The following is an 18000-nucleotide window of genomic DNA, read 5'->3' on the forward strand; positions in this document are numbered from 1 at the left end:
GGACCCAGGCCTCCGCTGCGTCACTAAACCGCTGCGGACGCCACCCCGGGGGCCAGGAACCGCTTGCCGTTCACTCTTTCCGAGGCGCCCACACGGTCCAGGTACGGCGTGATCCCACCCAGGAACATCGGCCAGCCGGCGCCCATGATCATGCAAAGATCAATGTCTTCCGGTCCGGCCACAACACCTTCGGCGAGCATCAGCCCGATCTCTTCCGCCAGCGCGTCCTGGGTCCGGCGCAGGACATCGGCGCCAGTGGACGGTGTGCTTCCGAAGGACAGGATGGCCAGGGTCTCCGCAGGGATGGCGGGCGTTCCGGCGGCGTCCGGAACCCACAATGAGGTGATCCCGTTGTCGATCAGCTTCTGCAGGTTCTGGGAGACGGGGAACCGGTCGCCGAAAGCTGCATGGAGCGATTCCTGGACGTGCTGGGCGACGGGGAGGCCCACCATGGCACTCAGCGTGAACGGTGTCATGGGCAGGCCCATGGGGCGCAACGCCGTGTCTGCCACGTCCGCAGGCGTGCCCTCGTCGAAGGCCGCGATGACTTCGCCCATGAGGCGGAGGAGGACGCGGTTCACCACGAAAGCGGCCGCATCCTCCACCAACACTGCGGTCTTCTTCAGGCCCTTGGCGAGCTCGAAAGCCGTTGCCAGGACGGCGTCGTCCGTTGCGGGGGCTTTGACGATTTCCAGGAGCGGCATGACGGCCACGGGGTTGAAGAAATGGAACCCCACAAGGCGTTCCGGATGTTGAAGGTCCTCAGCCATGGCGGTGACGGACAACGAAGAGGTGTTCGTGGCCAGGATGCATTCGGGGGAAACGATGGCTTCCACCTCGGCGAAGACCTGCTTCTTGACATTCAGTTCCTCGAACACGGCCTCGATCACGAAGTCGGCGTCACTGAAGGCTGCCTTGGAGACCGATCCGGTGACCAGCGCCTTGGTGCGGTTGGCGGCGTCGGCTTTGATGCGCTTCTTGGCGAGCAGTTTGTCCACCTCGCCGTGCACGTAGGCCACGCCTTTGTCCACGCGGGCCTGGTCGATATCTGTCATGACCACGGGCACCTTGAGTTGCCGGGCGAAGAGGAGGGCAAGTTGGCTGGCCATGAGGCCGGCGCCCACCACCCCCACCTTGGTGACGGGCCGGGCAAGTTTCCGGTCGGGAGCTCCTGCCGGGCGCTTGGATCTCTTCTGGACGAGGTCAAGGAAGGCGTAGACGGTGGAACGGAACTCGTCCGTCTGCATCAGGTACGCCAGCGTTTCGCACTCAAGGGCGGCCGATTCGGATTGGCTCATGGTCCGGTTGGCTTCCATGATGTCCAGGACCTTCGCCGGCGCCGGGGAAGCGTTGGAGGTCTTGGACTCCACGAACGCCCGCCCTGCCGCCACGGCGGAGGCCCAACGGCCGGCTACGGCTTCTTCGGAAGGGTCGACGGCATTCTTCCGCACGGGCGTGGTGTGGCCGGTGATAACACTCGCAGCCCACGCGAGTGACTGCTCCAGGAAATCGGCCGGTTCGAACAAGGCATCGGCGATGCCCAGCTCGAAGGCCTGGGGACCGGTCAAGGTGCGGTTGTTGCTCAACGGGTTTTCAATCATCACCTTGACGGCGTTCTCCGGACCGATCAGGCGGGGGAGGATGTAGACGCCACCCCAGCCCGGCACCAGTCCCAGGAAAGCTTCGGGCAGTGCCAGGGCGCCTGCTCCGGTTGACACCGTCCGGTAGTTCGACTGCAAGGCGATCTCCAGGCCGCCGCCCAACGCCAGGCCGTTGATGAACGAGAAGCTCGGCACCCCGAGGTTGGCCAGCGTGGCATAGACATCGTGGCCCAGTTGCGCCATCCAGAGGCCGTGGTCCTGCTCCTTGAGGTTCTTCACTGCCGAGAGGTCCGCACCCGCCACGAGGAAGTAGGGTTTGCCGGTGACGCCAACGCCCACGATCTCGCCGCGCGCGGCGCGTTCCCGGAGGGTCTCCAGGACGTTGCCGAGCTCCACCAGGGTGTTGGGGCCCAGCGTGGTGGGCTTGGAGTGGTCCAGCCCGTTGTCCAAGGTGATGAGGGCAAAGGTTCCGGCACCTCCTGGCAGATCGATGTCCTGCACATAGGAGTGTGTCACTACCTCGTCCGGGAACAAGGCGGCAAGTTTCCGGAAATCGTTGGCGCTCATGCGGCGGCTCCTTCTGTGGTGTGCGTGCTGGTTCCGTACTCGGCGTGGTGCGGATTCTCCCAAATGACAGTGGCTCCCATGCCCAGGCCGATGCACATGGTGGTAATGCCGAACCGCACCGATGGATCTTCTTCGAATTGGCGTGCCAACTGGTTCATGAGGCGGACTCCCGAGGAGGCCAAGGGATGCCCGACGGCGATCGCCCCGCCGTAGCGGTTGACGCGGGGATCGTCGTCCGCGATCCCGAAATGATCCAGGAAGCTCAGGACCTGGACGGCGAAGGCCTCGTTGATTTCGAACAGCCCGATGTCGTCGATGCCAAGCCCGGCGTTCCTGAGGGCCTTTTCGGTGGCCGGAACGGGTCCGATGCCCATGACTTCCGGCTCGACTCCTGCGAACGCGTAGGAGACCAGCCGCATCTTGACCGGCAGGCCGAGCTCTTCGGCGGTGTCGGAGGCGGCGAGCAGTGCCGCTGTGGCACCGTCGTTCAATCCGGCGGCGTTGCCGGCGGTGACCCGGCCGTGGGCGCGGAACGGGGTCCGCAGCCCGGCAAGATCCGCAACGGTGGTGCCTGGACGAGGTGGCTCGTCCACGGTGTGGAGAGCCCAGCCTTGGCCGGGCTTGAGGGTGGCCACGGGCACCAGGTCCCCCTGGATCTGTCCGTTGCCGTATGCTGCGGCAAGTTTGGCCTGGGAGGCTGCCGCATAGGCATCCGTCCGGTCCTTGGTGATCGCGGGGAAGCGGTCATGCAGGTTCTCGGCCGTGTTGCCCATATTGAGCGCTGCCGGATCCACCAGCCGTTCGGACATGAACCGGGGGTTGGGATCGGCTCCGGCGCCCATGGGGTGGTTGCCCATGTGTTCCACCCCGCCGGCAATGACGACGTCGTACGCGCCAAAACCGATGCCGCTCGCCGTCGTCGTTACCGCGGTCATGGCGCCTGCGCACATGCGGTCGATCGCGAAGCCCGGCACGGTTCGCGGAAGACCGGCGAGGAGGGCAGCGGTGCGGCCGATGGTGAGGCCCTGGTCGCCGGTCTGGGTAGTAGCCGCGATGGCTACCTCGTCCACACGGTCGGAAGGGAGGGAGGGGTTCCGTCGAAGCAATTCGCGGATGCATTTCACCACGAGGTCGTCAGCGCGCGTTCCGGCATAGATGCCCTTCTCTCCGGCCTTGCCGAAGGGAGTGCGGACGCCGTCCACGAAGACGACGTCGCGGATGTTCCGTGTAGCGGTGCGGGTGGGACTCATGCGGTACTCCTCATCGAGACATGGTGCCGGGACCGCAAGGCGGTTACCGGGTGGCATTGCTGAAATGTTACTCGTCAGTAACTTAGCATGCAAGGCCGGGAAACGCAGGAGGCCCGCTTGCGAACCGGGGTTCGGAAGCGGGCCTCCCTTTGCTATGGCGTCAGGGTGCGTCCGTGGTTTTGGGCTCCTTGGGCTCTTTGGGTGGAAGTGGCTGCGGGTTGAGGCACGCCTCGGCCAGGATGGGCGCGGTCAGGGCGATCTGCCATTCGCGTGCCCCCAATGTCCGCAATTCACTGGAGACTGATTCGAGCGAGGCATCTGACGGCGGCCGCCACATGACGCGGCGGAGGTAGTCCGGGGTGAGCAGGTTCTCGACGGGCAGCTTCAGGGTGTCTGCTTTCTCCTGCAGGACGGGCCTGGCCGTGGCCAGGCGTGCTGCGGCTTCGGGATCCCTGTCAACCCAGACGCGCGGGGGTGGCGGAGCGTTGGTGGGCAGGTGCAGTGGCGGCAACTCGGTCAGGGTGCGCGCTGCACTGATGCAACGCAGCCACCTGGGGGCTTCGCGCTGTGCGGACCTGCCATGGAAGCCCTTGGTGGCCAGTAACTGGGGAACCGTGGTAGGCAGGGCCTTGGCTGCGGCAACCAGCGCGGAATCTGGGATGAGGCGCCCGGGGGCGACATCCCGTTTGCGAGCCAATTGGTCCCTTTCCAGCCAGAGTTCCCTGACCGCGGCCAGCTGCCGTCGGTCCCGGATCTGGTGGAGGCCTGAGGTCTTGCGCCAAGGATCCACCCGCGGCGGTGCGATGCCCGCGGCGAGGATTCCGGCGAACTCCTGCTCGGCGAAGTCGAGCTTGTTGTCGGCTTCGAGGAGTTCGATCAATTCCTCCCGGAGCTCGGCAAGGACTTCCACGTCGAGAGCCGCGTAGCGCAGCCACGGCTCAGGGAGGGGGCGGGTGGACCAGTCTGCGGCAGAGTGCTCCTTGGCGAGGCCGAAGCCGAGCAATTGCTCGATGACTGCGGCGAGACCCACCCGGGGGAGTCCGGCCAGGCGGGCCGCCAGCTCGGTATCAAACAGCTTGTCCGGCCACATGCCCAGTTCAGACAGGCACGGCAGGTCCTGCGTGGCCGCGTGGAGGATCCACTCAACACCCCGGAGGGCGTCGTTGACGATGTCCAGGTTGTCGAAAGGTTCGGGGTCGATGAGCCAGGTTCCGGCACCTTCCCGGCGGATCTGCACCAGGAAGGCGCGCTGGCCGTAGCGGAACCCGGACGCGCGTTCGGCGTCGACGCCGGCCGGTCCGGTCCCCGCGGCAATGGCGGCTGCGCAGCGTTCCAGGCCGGACGGGGTGTCAATGACCAACGGCACGCCTTCACGGGGCGTGTCCAGCTCAATGACAACAGGTACGTGGCCGTCGAAGCCTTCAACCTTGATGTGTGTTGTGGGATCAGCAACCGGGTCGCCGGCAGTGGTTTTTTCCAGGTTTTCAGGGGTCATGATTGCTTAAGCTTACCGATACCCGCCGGAGACGGCCGGGGCAGGGTTGGCCGGAGGGGTCAATTGAGCCTCCTGTTGGGCAGGCCGGTCACCCCGGGAGGCAGTGGAGGTAGGCCTGCGAAGGTACAAACCATGTCCGACCACGCTTCCAGATGGGCCTGGACGTTGGAGCTTGCGGGCGTCCAGGACGCCCGGAGTTCTATGTCGATGGTGTCCGGGCGTTCGGCCAGGGTGCCGAAGCTCTCCGACAGGATGCGGGTGGCAGTCCCTCCCGCTGCCCGGTACGGTGCGGCGTGGTTCTCGAGTGCTTCAACCAACCAGGTCCAGGCAACCGAGCCCAACATCGCGTCATTGCCCATTTCCGCATCCATCTGGGCCCGGATGTAGGTGACTATCCGGAACTCACCTTCCCAGACCGCGGAGCCTTCGGGGTCGTGGAGGAGGATGAAGCGTCCGGTAGCCAGTTCGTCGTCTTCGTCGTCGGATGGGCTCCCGCTGGTGTTGTCGACGAAGGCCTTGGCGGCTGGTCCGTGGACGGGGACGCGGCGGGTGGCGGCGGTGGGCCGGAAGACTTCTGCGCCAAGGGCAACGGCATACGGCGCCAACCGGGCGGGAGCAGGGATCTCGTCCAGCCTCAATTCGCTGCGGCATTGTGCTTTTCGAAGCGTTCCCAAGGCAAAGAGAAAATCCGCGGGAACCTGTGCGAGGGCGTTCACCATCGCAGGTTATGCGCCCGGGGCGGCGATCCTGTGCAGGCTCGCCGCCCCGGAATGCCGTATTATCCGGCGGCCGACTCCCGTTTGATGGCGGAAACGAAGGCGTCGATGTCTTCCTCGGTGGTGTCGAAGGAACACATCCACCGCACCTCGCGCCGGGCGGCGTCCCAGTCGTAAAAGGCAAACGAGGAACGGAGCCGGTCGGCAACGCCTTCCGGAAGGACGGCAAAGACGCCGTTCGACTGGGTCGCCTGGGTGGGCTCCACGCCGTCAATGCCGTCGATGGCGGTGCGCAGGCGGGATGCCATGGCGTTCGCGTGGCCGGCGGAGCGCAGCCAGAGTCCGTCCTCCAGCAGGGCAATGAACTGCGCAGAGATGAAGCGCATCTTCGAGGCCAGCTGCATGTTCATTTTGCGCAGGTACTTCAGGCCGTGTGAAGTGTTCGGGTTCAAGGCAACCACCACTTCGCCAAACAGCAGGCCGTTCTTGGTTCCGCCGAATGACAGGATGTCCACGCCGGCGTCGCGGGTAAACGCACGCAGGGGAACGCCCAGGTGCGCCGCCGCATTCGCCAGCCGGGCGCCGTCCATGTGGAGTTTCATGCCCTTGGCATGGGCGTGGTCTGCGATGGCGCGGACTTCCTCCGGGGTGTAGCACGTACCCAGTTCCGTGGTCTGCGTGATGGAGACGGCCAATGGCTGTGCCCGGTGTTCGTCACCCCAGCCCCAAGCCTCGCGGTCGATGAGCTCCGGGGTGAGCTTGCCGTCGGGGGTGGGAACATGGAGGAGCTTCATGCCGCCAATGCGTTCGGGTGCGCCGTTCTCGTCCATGTTGATGTGGGCCGTTGAGGCGCACACCACGGCTCCCCAGCGGGGCAGGAGCGATTGCAGGGACAGGACATTGGCGCCCGTGCCGTTAAAGACCGGGAAGCATTCTATGCCAGGACCGAACTGCTGCTCCATGACCTCCTGCAGGCGGGCGGTGTAGACGTCTTCGCCGTAGGAAACCTGGTGTCCGCCGTTGGCGCCTGCCAGGGCCGCGAGGATTTCGGGGTGGACGCCGGAGTAGTTGTCCGATGCGAATCCGCGGACCGAGGGGTTGTGCAGCCGGCCGTTATCCGTTGTGCTGCCTGCAGAGTGGATGGCTTCTGTTGTGCTCGTCACTTGTTCATTCACGCTTTCAAGTCTATTTCGCCAGGAGGATCCGCTGGCCGTTCAGGGAGTCGGCGGGCTGGTCAAAGAGCCCGACGACGGCGCCCGCCAGGTCTTCGACGTCGGTATAACCGGGAAACTCCCGGTCGGGATTGTCACGCCGCATGCCGGCATCCACGAGGGACTTCACCACAAAGACCACTGCTGCGCTCCGTTGCTCCGCCGGGCCCGTGCCGTCGCCTTGTTGGTCCCGCGCGAACCCTTCCGCAACCGCCAGGGTCCACGCCTCGGCCGCTGCCTTGGCCGCGGCGTAACTTGCGGTCGCCGCGGTGGGAGCTGCCGCCGTCGTCGATGACACCATGGCGAACCGCCCCGTAGGTGAGGATTCCAGCTGCCGGTAGAAGACGCGGGAGACGTTACGCACGGTGGTGATGGCGCTGGATTCCAGGTCCGCCCAATCGTCGTCGCCCTGGTCTTCGATGCCGGTGGCGCTCCGCCAGCCTCCTACCAGGTGGATCAGGCCATCCACGCGTTCCACGCCGAGTCCGCGAAGGGTCGCGTCAAGGTCGCGGACGGCCGCCAAACTCCCCAGATCGCATGTCAGCGGTGTTACGCCGTGTCCGGCGTCGTGGGCGGCGGCGCCGATCCTGGCGGGGTCTGAGCCGACAGTGAATACCTTGTGACCGGCGGCCGCCAACGCCCGCGCGGTGGCTACGCCCGAAGCGCTGCTTCCGCCGGTCACAAGGACTGTCAGTGGTGGCATCAGGCCGCCATCGCGCCTGTGATGCCGGTGGTGGACTCGATGACGGGGCGCATCTTCTTCTCCAGTGCCTCGTAGAACATGGACAGCGGGAATTCGTCGTCGAGGACCTGGTCGGTCAGTGCCCGCGGCGGTCCGGCGAGGGGGAGCGCATCGGGGCCCTTGGCCCAAACCGAGGCGGGGTGCGGGGTGACGGTCTCGGAGATGAGCTGGTAGGCGGCAATCCAGTGCGCGGCCTTCGGACGATCGATGGAGCGCCAGTACAGGTCCTCGATGCGGGCACCCAGTTCAACCACGACGGCGGCAGCTTCCTCCCAGTCGATGCTGAGTTTGCTGTCGGTCCAGTGGAGCACGCGGTGCTGGTGCATCCAGGCAAACAGCAGCTGGCCGCCCAGGCCGTCGTAGTTCCGGACGCGGTTGCCGGTGATGGCGAACCGGAAGATCCGGTCAAAGATTACTGCGTACTGCACCAGCTTCGCGTGCTTGCGTGCGTCCGCGTCCGCCTCTTCGTCCTTCTCGATCCGGACCGCTTCGCGGAAGGCGGTCAGGTCGCACCGGAGCTCCTCGAGGGAGTAGAGGAAGAATGGCATCCGCTGCTTGATCATGAAGGGATCGAAGGGCAGGTCGCCCCGCATGTGGGTGCGGTCGTGGATGAGGTCCCACATGACGAAGGTGCGCTGGGTCAGTTCCTGGTCTTCGAGGAGTTGGGCGGCGTCCTCGGGCAGTTCCAGCGAGGTGGTTGCGGCAGCTGCCTTCAGGACGCGCCGGAAGCGGGCTGCCTCACGGTCGGCAAAAATGGCACCCCACGTGAACGTCGGGGTCTCGCGGACTGCGACCGTTTCCGGGAAAAGTACGGCTGAGTTGGTGTCGTAACCGGCGGTGAAATCGACGAACCGGATCGGTACGAAGAGCTTGTTGGAGTACTCGCCGGCTTCCAGGCCGCCAATGAACTCCGGCCAGATGACCTCGATCAGGACCGCCTCCACCAGGCGGTTGGTGCTGCCGTTCTGGGTGTACATGGGGAACACCACCAGGTGCTGGAGGCCGTCGATGCGCTGCTGCTGCGGCTGGAAGGCCTGGAGCGAGTCGAGGAAGTCCGGGACGCCGAAGCCTTCCTTGGCCCAGCGTGCAAAGTCTGCCACCAGGAGCTCCAGGTAGCGGGCGTCGTGCGGGAAGCTGGGTGCCAGATTGGTGATGGCCTCGGAGATGGCGTCCACCAGGGCCTTAGCTTCGGCGTGCGCTGCGGGGTCGGCAATGGAACCGTCCTGCTCCTGGTGCGCCTGGAGGGCCGTGGCAGCGGCCTTGAGTGCCTTCCAGTCCGCGTTGTCGGCAGTGACGAGCGGAAGGGTGGCGGTAGCGATGGTTGTCATGGAACTCAGCCCTTTCGAAGTAGGTAATGCTTCTGAGGCGAGCGTAGCAATGGGAGAAGCATCGCTAATTCAAAATTGGGTGGAGCGTAAGAGATACTGTTGCAAAACGTAAACGTTGGAGCCTCAAGCTCCAGCGGAAGCCGCTGAACGGGGTGCGGGCTCCCGATCGGAACCCGCACCGGGGCGGTCAGGAGGCGTCGGCCTCCACCAGGCGAAGCGAAATGGAATTGATGCAGTACCGCTGGTCGGTGGGAGTGTCGTAGCCCTCGCCCTCAAAGACATGGCCAAGATGGGAATCGCAATTGGCGCACCGCACCTCAATGCGCTCCATGCCCAGGGTCCGGTCGTGCAGGTAACGGACAGTTCCCTCGGCCAGCGGGGCCCAGAAGGACGGCCAGCCACAGTGGGAATCAAATTTCTCCCCGCTGGTAAACAGCTGGGCGCCGCAGGCACGGCACTGGTAGACGCCCTTCGTGTGGGTGTCCCAGTACTCGCCCGTGTAGGGCCTCTCGGTTCCGGCTTGCCGCAGCACGCGGTACTCGTCAGGGGTCAGTTCCTCGCGCCACTGGGCATCGGACTTTTCCACGGGCGCGCTGGTGTTCTCAGATGACGTCATGTCTTATGCAACGCTCACGAGTCGCCGATAAATCCCGAACCGGCATACAGGTGCAGCACCGGGAGTCCCAGCTGGTCCTGGGCCTTGTTGGCCCAGTCCGTATGGAAAGTGTCGGCGATGGCATGCGGCCGGGTGACCACTACCGCCTGTGCGGCATCGAGCGACCTTACTTTGGACACCAGGCCGGCCACGGCACCGCCGTCCACGATCTCGCCGGTGACGCCGCTGCCCAAGCCGGCCAGGGCAGCCAGCGATGTTGCCAGTGCGTCCGAAGCCTCGGCCCTCTCAACCTGCGGGTCCGGCGACTTCGCACCAAGTTCCTTGAACGCCTTGGCGATATCAAGCAATGAAAGGTTCTCGAGGAAGTCGACCAGGAGATGCCGCTCTGTGTTGGCTGGAACCAGGACGACGATCGGCGCGTCGCCGTCGTCGAGCAGTTTGGCAATGTTTGCACGGTCGTCGTGCCCCAGGGGCTCTTCTGTCAGGATGACGATGGGATCGCTCATGGCTACAGCGTAGACCCGCCGAACTCCACACCGCAGGGTTTTACCAGCAATTCTCCTCCGCCCGAAGGGGGCGTGTGCGCACCAAGGCGGCCGAGCAGAGAGAATGGAGCCATGGCATCGAAGAACAGGCCAGCGGGCGACGCTGCAGACTCCACCCTCTCCCTTCGCGCCAAGTGGGCCATCGCGGGAATCCTTACCGGCGGGTCCCTTGCGGCCTTGGTGGGAGCGGGCTCTTCAGCGCTCGCGGTCTATTTCGCGCGGCGGGTCATCACACCGGCGGCACGTAACGAGGACCAGGAGGTCCTGGCGGTGATCCGAGGGGACAATGGCCCGCAGGTTATCCTCGCCGCCACGCCCGACACCACGATCGACGGCGTCTTCAGCCTCTTCTTCGACGGCGGCAAGGGACACGCCAGGATCGGCAGGATCGTGTCCTACTCGCCGGCTGAGCAGACCGTGCTCCGCGACGTGGAGCAGGTCTACAGTGGAGACCTTTCCGGGGCAAGGCGCGGTTGGTGGAGTGGTGCCGTCTATCCTGACCCGGCAGCGATCGGGCTGGCAGCCGAGGACGTGGACATTGCAGTGGACGGCGGTAAGGCTCCTGCATGGCTGGTCAGGGCGGACGCGGCGGCACCGGCCAAAGTCTGGGCGATCATGGTGCATGGCCGGGGTGCCAACCGGCTTGAGGGACTGCGGGCGGTGCGGACCGCCAAGGCATTGGGCCTGGACAGCCTGCTGGTTTCCTACCGGAATGACGGCCTGGCACCCTCCGCCTTGGACGGCAGGTACGGACTTGGCTCGACGGAATGGCGCGATGTGGAAGCCGCGATCGAGTACGCCCTGGAGCATGGGGCCGAAGAAGTGGTTCTGTTTGGATGGTCAATGGGCGGGGCCATCAGCCTCCAGGCAGCAGACCTTGCCAAGCACAGGCACCTGATCCGTGCGCTGGTGCTCGATGCCCCGGTCATCAACTGGGTCAATGTCATGGCCCACCACGCCGAGATGAACAAGATCCCGTACAACGTGGGCAGGTACGGGCAGCTGATGCTCACCCACCCGTTGGGACGCCGATTGACCGGCCTCGCCGCGCCCGTTGACCTTAAAGCGATGGACTGGGAAGCCAGGGCTGTTGAGCTGCGTACGCCCACACTGGTGATCCACAGCGTCGACGACGATTATGTCCCCTTTGAACCCTCTGCCAGCCTGGCGGAGAAGAACCCGGAGATGGTGACGTTCGAACCCTTCCATGGGGCGCGCCACACCAAGGAATGGAACGTCGACCCGGACAAGTGGGAACGCCTTGTCGCGTCCTGGCTGCAACGGCAACTGGCTCCCCGCAACAACCCGGGAGACCCCGCTCCGCGGCCCGGATCGGGGGACCTCAGTTCTTGACGGTGCCGATCCTTGCCGTGACGGCTTGTGTCAGGCGGACGAGGTCGGCCGGAGTCAGTTCAAGGTCCAGGCCGCGGCGGCCACCGGAAACGAGGATTGTGTCAAAGGCAAATGCCGACTCATCCAGTACGGTGGGGGAAGGCTGGCGCTGGCCCAAAGGGGAGATCCCACCGAGGACATAGCCTGTGCGACGCTCGGCGGCCTTGGGATCGGCCATGGCGGCTTTCTTGGATCCGAGCGCACCCGCCACGGCCTTGAGGTCCAGGTTCCCGGACACGGGAACGATCCCCACAGCGAGCCTGCCTTCGACTTCCACCATGAGTGTCTTGAAGACCCTGGCAGGATCCATGCCCAGGACTTCCGCGGCTTCCAGCCCGTAGCTGGTGGCCGAGGGATCGTGGGCATAGGGGTGCGCAACGAAAGGAACGCCGGCCGCAGTCAAAGCTGCTGTAGCCGGCGTTCCCTGTGAAGCCGTTTTCTTGGCCATGGCCTAGCGTTCCAGCCTGCTGGCCGCTGCCACTTTCCGCTTGATGCGTCCCAACATGGCCGTCATTCCGCGCATGCGCAGCGGAGTGATGGCCCGGGTCAATCCCAGCAGTTCCGGCATGTCGTCCGGAACCGCCAGGATCTCTTGTGCCGTCAAGCCATCGAGTCCCTCATGCAGGACGCCGGCGAATCCACGCGTAGTGGGCGCCTCCGGGGGAGCCTTGAAGAACAACCGGTAGGCACGGGCACCAGCCGGGTCCGTCCCGTTTCTTTCGGACTCGATGGTCAGGAACAGCGGGGACTGGCACTCGACAACCTGCTCCAGCAACTCCGGATGGTTGGTGAGGCGCTCCGGCAGTTCCGGCAGGCCACGGGAAAACTCAAGCAGCAGCTGCAGGCGCTCAGGCTCGGACAGTGCCTGGAAGTCATCGACGATTTCCGCCAACGCGGCGGGCAAGGTGTTGGTACTCATCACTTCCAGCTTACGCACTGCTCCGCCGGATGACGCGCTAGTTACGGACCAGGGCGGCAGGTACAGAACCGCGTTCGGCGCCCTTGACGATCGGAACGCGCACCGCGTTGCCCCATTCGGTCCAGGAACCGTCGTAGTTGCGCACGGAGTCGAAGCCCAGCAGGTACTTCAGTGCGAACCAGGTGTGGCTGGAGCGCTCACCGATGCGGCAGTAGGCCACGACGTCGTCGCCCGCCTGGAGTCCGGCTTCGCCGAGGTAAAGGGCTTCGAGCTCTTCACGCGTACGGTAGGTGCCGTCCTCGGCAGCTGCCTTGGCCCAGGGCACGGATGCGGCAGTGGGGATGTGGCCGCCACGGAGGGCGCCTTCCTCGGGGTACGCGGGCATGTGGGTGCGCTGGCCCGTGTACTCCTCAGGGGAACGGACATCGATCAGCGGGTTGCCCAGGTGGGCCAGGACGTCTTCCTTGAAGGCGCGGACGGGGGCGTCGTTGCGCTCGATTTCCGGGTAGCTTCCGGCAGCCGGGGCAGGGACGTCGGTGGTGAGTTCGCGGCCTTCGGCGATCCACTTGTCGCGGCCACCATCGAGGAGGCGGACGTCCTCGTGGCCGAACAGGGTGAAGACCCACAGGGCATACGCGGCCCACCAGTTGGACTTGTCGCCGTAGATGACCACCGTGCTGTCACGGGAGATGCCCTTGGCGGCAACCAAGGCCGCGAACGCTGCGCCGTCCACGTAGTCGCGGGTGACTTCATCATTCAGGTCGGTGTGCCAGTCGATCTTGACGGCGCCGGGGATGTGCCCGGTTTCGTACAGGAGTACGTCCTCATCGGACTCCACCACCACCAGCTTGCCGTCGGCGAGGGCGCCGTCTGCCAGTGCTGCGGCGAGCCATTCGGTGGATACGAGACGTTCAGGGTTCGCGTACGCGGCGAACTTTTCGTTCTGTTCAACGGGGTAGGACATGGTGGTGGCCTTTCACTGACATTGGACGGAGCCAGGCACTTCGACGGTGCTGCACTTGCCTGCCGGGCTTGCTCCCAACACTAACCACGGGCCGCAGCCAATGCTTCCCGGCTGTTCACATGGTGAAACATGGCTTTGGTCACGTGCCCGTTCGTGAAGCCTCCGATGCCGGTATTCTTGCTGGGAACCCACAACCTGAAGAACGGACCACCGTGGTACAGATCGAACAATTGGCTGCACGCACACCGGCAGTCTCCGTGGAAGAGCTCCTCAAAGGGTTCTACCCCTCTCCGCGGTTCGGCGAGGTTTCGTTCGACAGCTACCGGCCGGACCCTTCGCAGCCCAGCCAGGCCAACGCGGTCAAGCTGCTCTCGGCATTTGCCGACAGCGTCGGTGCCGATGACAACGGCGGACTCTTCAAGAAGTTGTTTGCCAAGAAAGCTCCTGCCCGGGCCGGAATCTACCTCGACGGCGGTTTCGGCGTAGGCAAGACCCACCTTCTGGCCTCCTTGTGGCACAGGTCCCCGGGTCCGAAGGCCTTTGGTACGTTCGTTGAATACACCAACCTTGTTGGCGCCTTGTCCTTCCGGAAGACCGTGGAGGCGCTCAGCAGCTACAAACTGGTGTGCATTGACGAATTCGAACTGGACGACCCCGGTGACACGGTCCTGATGTCCCGCCTCATGCGGGAACTGGCCGACGCCGGCGTGAAGCTGGCTGCCACGTCCAACACGCTGCCGGGTTCCCTGGGGGAAGGCCGCTTCGCCGCTGTGGACTTCCAACGGGAAATTCAGGTCCTGGCCGACCAATTCGACGTGGTGAGGATCGATGGCGAAGACTTCAGGCACCGTGGCCTGCCCGCCGCCCCTGCGCCACTCAAGACCGAAGAACTCAAGCACCGCATGCAGGCAGAGTTCGCCGGCAAGACCGTGGCCGTGGACGATTTCCGAACCTTGGTGGACCATCTCGCAGGCGTGCACCCGAGCCGCTACCGCCAGCTGATCTCCGGGATCGAGGCCGTGGTCTGGCGGGATGTGGAAACCATTACGGAGCAGGCAGTGGCGCTGCGGTTTGTTGTCCTTGCCGACCGCCTGTATGACAAGGATGTGCCCATCCTGGCCAGCGGTGTCCCGTTCGACAAGCTCTTCACCGAAGAAATGATGGGTGGAGGCTACATGAAGAAGTACTTCCGGGCGGTCTCCCGGTTGACGGCGCTGGCCCGTGAGGGACAGAACCACGAGCCCGCCTGATTCCGCAGGGCCTGACTCAAAAGAGATGCCCGCCCTGGCTTTTTGCCCGGGCGGGCATGTCGTTGGCCACCGTTTACCGCGGCTGCAGCGGTTCCCTTGACTTCAGCAGCCAGCGGATCAGGATGCCGCCCCCCAACGCCCAGAAAGCGGCTCCGACACCGGCGAAACTAAGCCCGGAGGCGGCGAGGAGGAACGTTATGGATGCCGGAATGCGGTCTTCGGCGACAGCCAGTGCCGAGGAGATGGAAGAGGCCAGGGTGCCGAGCAGTGCCAGGCCCGCAACAGCTTCGAGGAGGCCCGGAGGCGCGGCGGCTACGAGCGCTACCAGGGCCGCCGAAAACACGGCCAGAAACAGATAGGCAACGCCGGAGGTGAAGGCGGCGATCCAGCGCCTGCCCTGATCCCGTCCGGCTTCCTCTCCCGCCGCCAGCGCGGCACTGAGGGCAGCAAGGTTGATGGCGTGGCCGCCAAAGGGCGCACCCAAAAGGGTCCCGGCTCCCGTCACCAGCATGGATGGGCGCCACGGGGTGGTAAACCCAAAGGACTTCAGGACCGCAACGCCGGGAATGTTCTGCGATGCCATGGTGACAATGAACAGGGGCAAGGCAATGCCGACAGCGGCTTCCACGGTGAAGGCCGGTGTGGTCCATTCAAGCCGCGGCATGAGTGAATCAAGGGGGAGCTGTACGCCGTTCAATCCCACATGGATGCCGATGACCCCCAGCGCCACGAGCAGGGACGCAGGCACCGCCCAGCGTGCCGCGAACTTCATCATCAGCAACCAGCACAGCGCCACGGGGCCAACCAGGAGGGGAGTGGAGCCCAGCGACTTGAACGGGGCGAGGCACAACGGGAGCAGGACGCCGGCAAGCATGGCCTGCGCGAGGGTGGTGGGGATCCTGGTCATCAGCCTTCGGAGCACGGGAAGCAAACCTGTCAGGAAGATCAGCACCCCGACGATCAGGAAGGCGCCTACTGCCGCCGGCCACCCGCCGTCGACCATTCCTGATGAGGCGAGGAGCGCCGCGCCCGGGGTGGACCACGCCAGCGTTATCGGGAGCCTGGACCGCCACGAAAGCCATAGGATGCCAAGCCCAAAGGTCAGGGTCAGTGCCAGGAGGCCGCTGGATGCCTGCACCTGGTTGGCACCCACAGCACGGAGCCCGGCGAGGACCACGGCGAAGGAGGAGGTGAATCCGACCAACGCGGTCACGATGCCGGCGGAAAGGGGTGGGCCGAGTCCCTCTTTGCTGGTGGGGCGTTGGACAGCTGAAGAGGGTGAAGACATAGCTTCCAAACTACCCGAGGACCCACCCTGTTTTGGGTTCGTTAAACGCCAAGGGCACCGGCGGCGCCTCTCGGCGGGACCGGTGCCCCCTTGACGTATCTGGTGTGGCGGCTCAGGCAGCTATGGCTGCTTCGGCTCATCCGCGACAGGAGCCTCGCCGGCGTCCCCATCTGACTTGGCCACGAAATCGGAAGCGGCGTTCTGAACAGCATCGACCTGCCCGGCGAACTTGCCGCCGGTCTTTTCGTCGATGAAGTCTCCGGCCTTCTCGATGCCATTCTTGATGGCTTCTTCGTTGCCCTGAATGAGACCCTGAGCCTTGCCCTTCAGGTCGTCAATTAATCCCACGGGCACCTCCTTTCCGTCGCGGAGCCAGTTCGCTCCTCCGAGAGTGACCCTAACACCAGTCGGCGGGGGTGCCAAGGATCCGGCAGTCCGCTACGCCAAGGGCTTACTGGACTCCAGGTGGCGTGGACTGTCCGGGTTCATCAACGAGTGCTTCCTGCCGTAGAAGAAGTAGATGATCAGGCCGATGATGAGCCATGCACCGAAGCGGAGCCACGTCTCCCAATGCAACTGCGCCATCAGGAAGGCCGACGCCAGGACGCCGAACGCGGGGACTACGGGCATGAGCGGCAGCCGGAAAGTCCGGGGTGCGTTGGGCTTGGTGTAGCGGAAGACGATCACCGAAACACAGACCACCACGAAGGCCGCGAGGATGCCGATGTTGGTCAGGTCCGCGACTTCCTTGATGGGGAAGACCCCGGCAAGGAAGGCTGAACCGGCGCCGGCAATCCAGGTGACGCGCTGCGGGGTGCCGTGTTTGTCCGTCTTCGCGAACCATCCCGGAAGGAGACCGTCCCGGCTCATGGAGAACCAGACACGCGTGACGCCCAGGAGGAACGTGAGCATTACCGTGAGGATGGAAAGGACAGCAAACACCGAGATTATCGTGGCGATCACGGGCAGGCCTACTCCTGCGAAGGCCGAAGCGAAGCCGGCCTTCGGATCGATGTCCTTGTAGTTCTGCATTCCGGTGAGCACCAACGTGGCGGCCACGTAGAGCAACATGGCGATGATCAGCGACAACACGATTGCCTTGGGCATGTGCTTCTTGCCGTCCTTGGCTTCCTCGGCGGCCGTACTCATGGCGTCGTAGCCGAATACGGCGAAGAAGACCGTGGCTGCGCCGGCCAGGACCGGACCGAAGCCGCTGGGCATGAACGGGTTGAAGTTCTCTGTATTGATGTAGAAGATGCCCAGTCCAATGATGAACAGGATCAGGACTACCTTGATGGCTACCGCCACGAGTTCAAAACGGCCGAAGGCCTTGGTTCCCCGGCTGAGGATCCAGGTGACCAGGAGGCACACGAGGATGGCGGGCAGGTTGATGATGCCGCCCTTGCCTTCATCCGCAGTGGAAGTCATCCACGTGGGCATGTGGATGCCAATGCCTGACAGGAAGGCGTCGAAGTAGCCGGAGATGCCGATGGCGACGACGGCAACGATGGCGATGTACTCCAGCAGGAGGTCCCAGCCGATGAACCAGCCGATGATCTCCCCGAGGGCGACGTACCCGTAGGTGTAGGCAGAACCGGCCCGCGGAATCATTCCTGCGAATTCGGCGTAGGACAGTGCGGCCGCACCGGAGGCGAGGCCGGCCACCAGGAAGGAAATGAGTACCGCCGGGCCCACGCCGGGGTTGTTGGCGTCGCCATGGGCCACCAGTCCGGCCAGCGAAAAGATGCCGACGCCGATGATTCCGCCAACGCCGATAGCCGTCAGTTGCCAGAGGCCAAGACTCTTGAAGAGTCCGCTGTGCTTGCCTTCTTCTTCGATGTCGTCGATCGGCTTGCGCCTCAGGACCGACTGCGATGCGGTCTGTTGATTCATGGGTACTCCTGCCAAGGGGCGATTGGTGATGAGTTCGCAGTACATTATGCGAGACCAATCACATTGGATAAAGCGATTTTTTCTTAGCCTTATAGATTAAGTGGGCTGATGAATTGCGGCCCCATGACGGGTTATAGGACAGAACGTGTGTATGGCAGGGGCGTGCTTCCCAGTGCCGGCGTGGGGAAATCCGGGGTGGCTAAGCTTTTGAAGCTTAGTGTGG

17 protein-coding genes are annotated in these 18000 nt (G+C 64.5%); 2 read left to right on the forward strand and 15 right to left on the reverse strand.

Annotated features, from left to right (window positions below; all coding sequences use genetic code 11):
• Positions 1–23: 23 nt before the first annotated feature.
• The 9 genes from ACIPV6_RS15375 to ACIPV6_RS15415 form a co-directional block, all read right to left on the reverse strand.
• Entirely contained in the window at positions 24–2168 is a 2145-nt protein-coding gene (locus tag ACIPV6_RS15375; protein ID WP_400271697.1) for a 3-hydroxyacyl-CoA dehydrogenase NAD-binding domain-containing protein, read from the reverse strand.
• Positions 2165–3418, reverse strand: a complete 1254-nt coding sequence (locus tag ACIPV6_RS15380; RefSeq protein WP_400271698.1) for a thiolase family protein — start codon at positions 3416–3418, stop codon at positions 2165–2167. The genes ACIPV6_RS15375 and ACIPV6_RS15380 overlap by 4 nt, the downstream gene beginning before the upstream one ends.
• A gap of 160 nt (positions 3419–3578) precedes the next feature.
• Complete coding sequence (locus tag ACIPV6_RS15385; protein ID WP_400271699.1) at positions 3579–4913, reverse strand: HRDC domain-containing protein; 1335 nt, start codon at positions 4911–4913, stop codon at positions 3579–3581.
• A 59-nt stretch (positions 4914–4972) separates the two neighbouring features.
• On the reverse strand, positions 4973–5632 hold the full coding sequence (locus ACIPV6_RS15390) for a DUF3000 domain-containing protein (protein WP_400271700.1): 660 nt from the start codon (positions 5630–5632) through the stop codon (positions 4973–4975).
• 59 nt (positions 5633–5691) lie between these two features.
• Positions 5692–6771, reverse strand: a complete 1080-nt coding sequence (locus tag ACIPV6_RS15395; protein ID WP_400271715.1) for a threonine aldolase family protein — start codon at positions 6769–6771, stop codon at positions 5692–5694.
• A gap of 43 nt (positions 6772–6814) precedes the next feature.
• Entirely contained in the window at positions 6815–7543 is a 729-nt protein-coding gene (locus ACIPV6_RS15400; protein ID WP_400271701.1) for an SDR family NAD(P)-dependent oxidoreductase, read from the reverse strand.
• On the reverse strand, positions 7543–8910 hold the full coding sequence (locus ACIPV6_RS15405; protein ID WP_400271702.1) for a DUF6421 family protein: 1368 nt from the start codon (positions 8908–8910) through the stop codon (positions 7543–7545). Before ACIPV6_RS15405 ends, ACIPV6_RS15400 begins: the two co-directional genes overlap by 1 nt.
• 187 nt (positions 8911–9097) lie before the next feature.
• Positions 9098–9526 (reverse strand): peptide-methionine (R)-S-oxide reductase MsrB, encoded by a 429-nt coding sequence (gene msrB / locus ACIPV6_RS15410; RefSeq protein WP_400271703.1) that lies wholly within the window; start codon positions 9524–9526, stop codon positions 9098–9100.
• Between the two features lie 14 nt (positions 9527–9540).
• Entirely contained in the window at positions 9541–10032 is a 492-nt protein-coding gene (locus ACIPV6_RS15415) for a hypothetical protein (RefSeq protein ID WP_400271704.1), read from the reverse strand.
• Positions 10033–10143: 111 nt separating this feature from the next.
• Between ACIPV6_RS15415 and ACIPV6_RS15420 the strand changes: the two genes are divergently transcribed.
• Entirely contained in the window at positions 10144–11424 is a 1281-nt protein-coding gene (locus tag ACIPV6_RS15420; protein ID WP_400271705.1) for an alpha/beta hydrolase family protein, read from the forward strand.
• On the opposite strand, the gene ybaK is transcribed toward ACIPV6_RS15420, so the two are convergent.
• From ybaK to ACIPV6_RS15435, 3 genes are read right to left on the reverse strand one after another with little or no spacing between them, the layout of a single operon-like run.
• Positions 11414–11911, reverse strand: a complete 498-nt coding sequence (gene ybaK / locus ACIPV6_RS15425) for a Cys-tRNA(Pro) deacylase (RefSeq protein WP_400271706.1) — start codon at positions 11909–11911, stop codon at positions 11414–11416. The genes ACIPV6_RS15420 and ybaK overlap by 11 nt on opposite strands.
• A 3-nt stretch (positions 11912–11914) precedes the next feature.
• Positions 11915–12382 (reverse strand): SufE family protein, encoded by a 468-nt coding sequence (locus ACIPV6_RS15430; protein WP_400271707.1) that lies wholly within the window; start codon positions 12380–12382, stop codon positions 11915–11917.
• 37 nt (positions 12383–12419) lie between these two features.
• Entirely contained in the window at positions 12420–13346 is a 927-nt protein-coding gene (locus ACIPV6_RS15435) for a sulfurtransferase (protein WP_400271708.1), read from the reverse strand.
• A gap of 212 nt (positions 13347–13558) precedes the next feature.
• On the opposite strand from ACIPV6_RS15435, the gene zapE reads away from it, so the two are divergent.
• Complete coding sequence (gene zapE / locus ACIPV6_RS15440) at positions 13559–14596, forward strand: cell division protein ZapE (RefSeq protein WP_400271716.1); 1038 nt, start codon at positions 13559–13561, stop codon at positions 14594–14596.
• Between the two features lie 73 nt (positions 14597–14669).
• On the opposite strand, the gene ACIPV6_RS15445 is transcribed toward zapE, so the two are convergent.
• The 3 genes from ACIPV6_RS15445 to ACIPV6_RS15455 form a co-directional block, all read right to left on the reverse strand.
• Complete coding sequence (locus ACIPV6_RS15445; protein ID WP_400271709.1) at positions 14670–15884, reverse strand: benzoate/H(+) symporter BenE family transporter; 1215 nt, start codon at positions 15882–15884, stop codon at positions 14670–14672.
• Positions 15885–16004: 120 nt separating this feature from the next.
• Positions 16005–16238 (reverse strand): antitoxin, encoded by a 234-nt coding sequence (locus ACIPV6_RS15450; protein ID WP_400271710.1) that lies wholly within the window; start codon positions 16236–16238, stop codon positions 16005–16007.
• 84 nt (positions 16239–16322) lie between these two features.
• Complete coding sequence (locus ACIPV6_RS15455) at positions 16323–17777, reverse strand: amino acid permease (RefSeq protein ID WP_400271711.1); 1455 nt, start codon at positions 17775–17777, stop codon at positions 16323–16325.
• Positions 17778–18000 lie beyond the last annotated feature (223 nt).

Source organism: Paenarthrobacter sp. NPDC089988 (genome assembly GCF_044748465.1).
GTDB lineage: Bacteria > Actinomycetota > Actinomycetes > Actinomycetales > Micrococcaceae > Arthrobacter.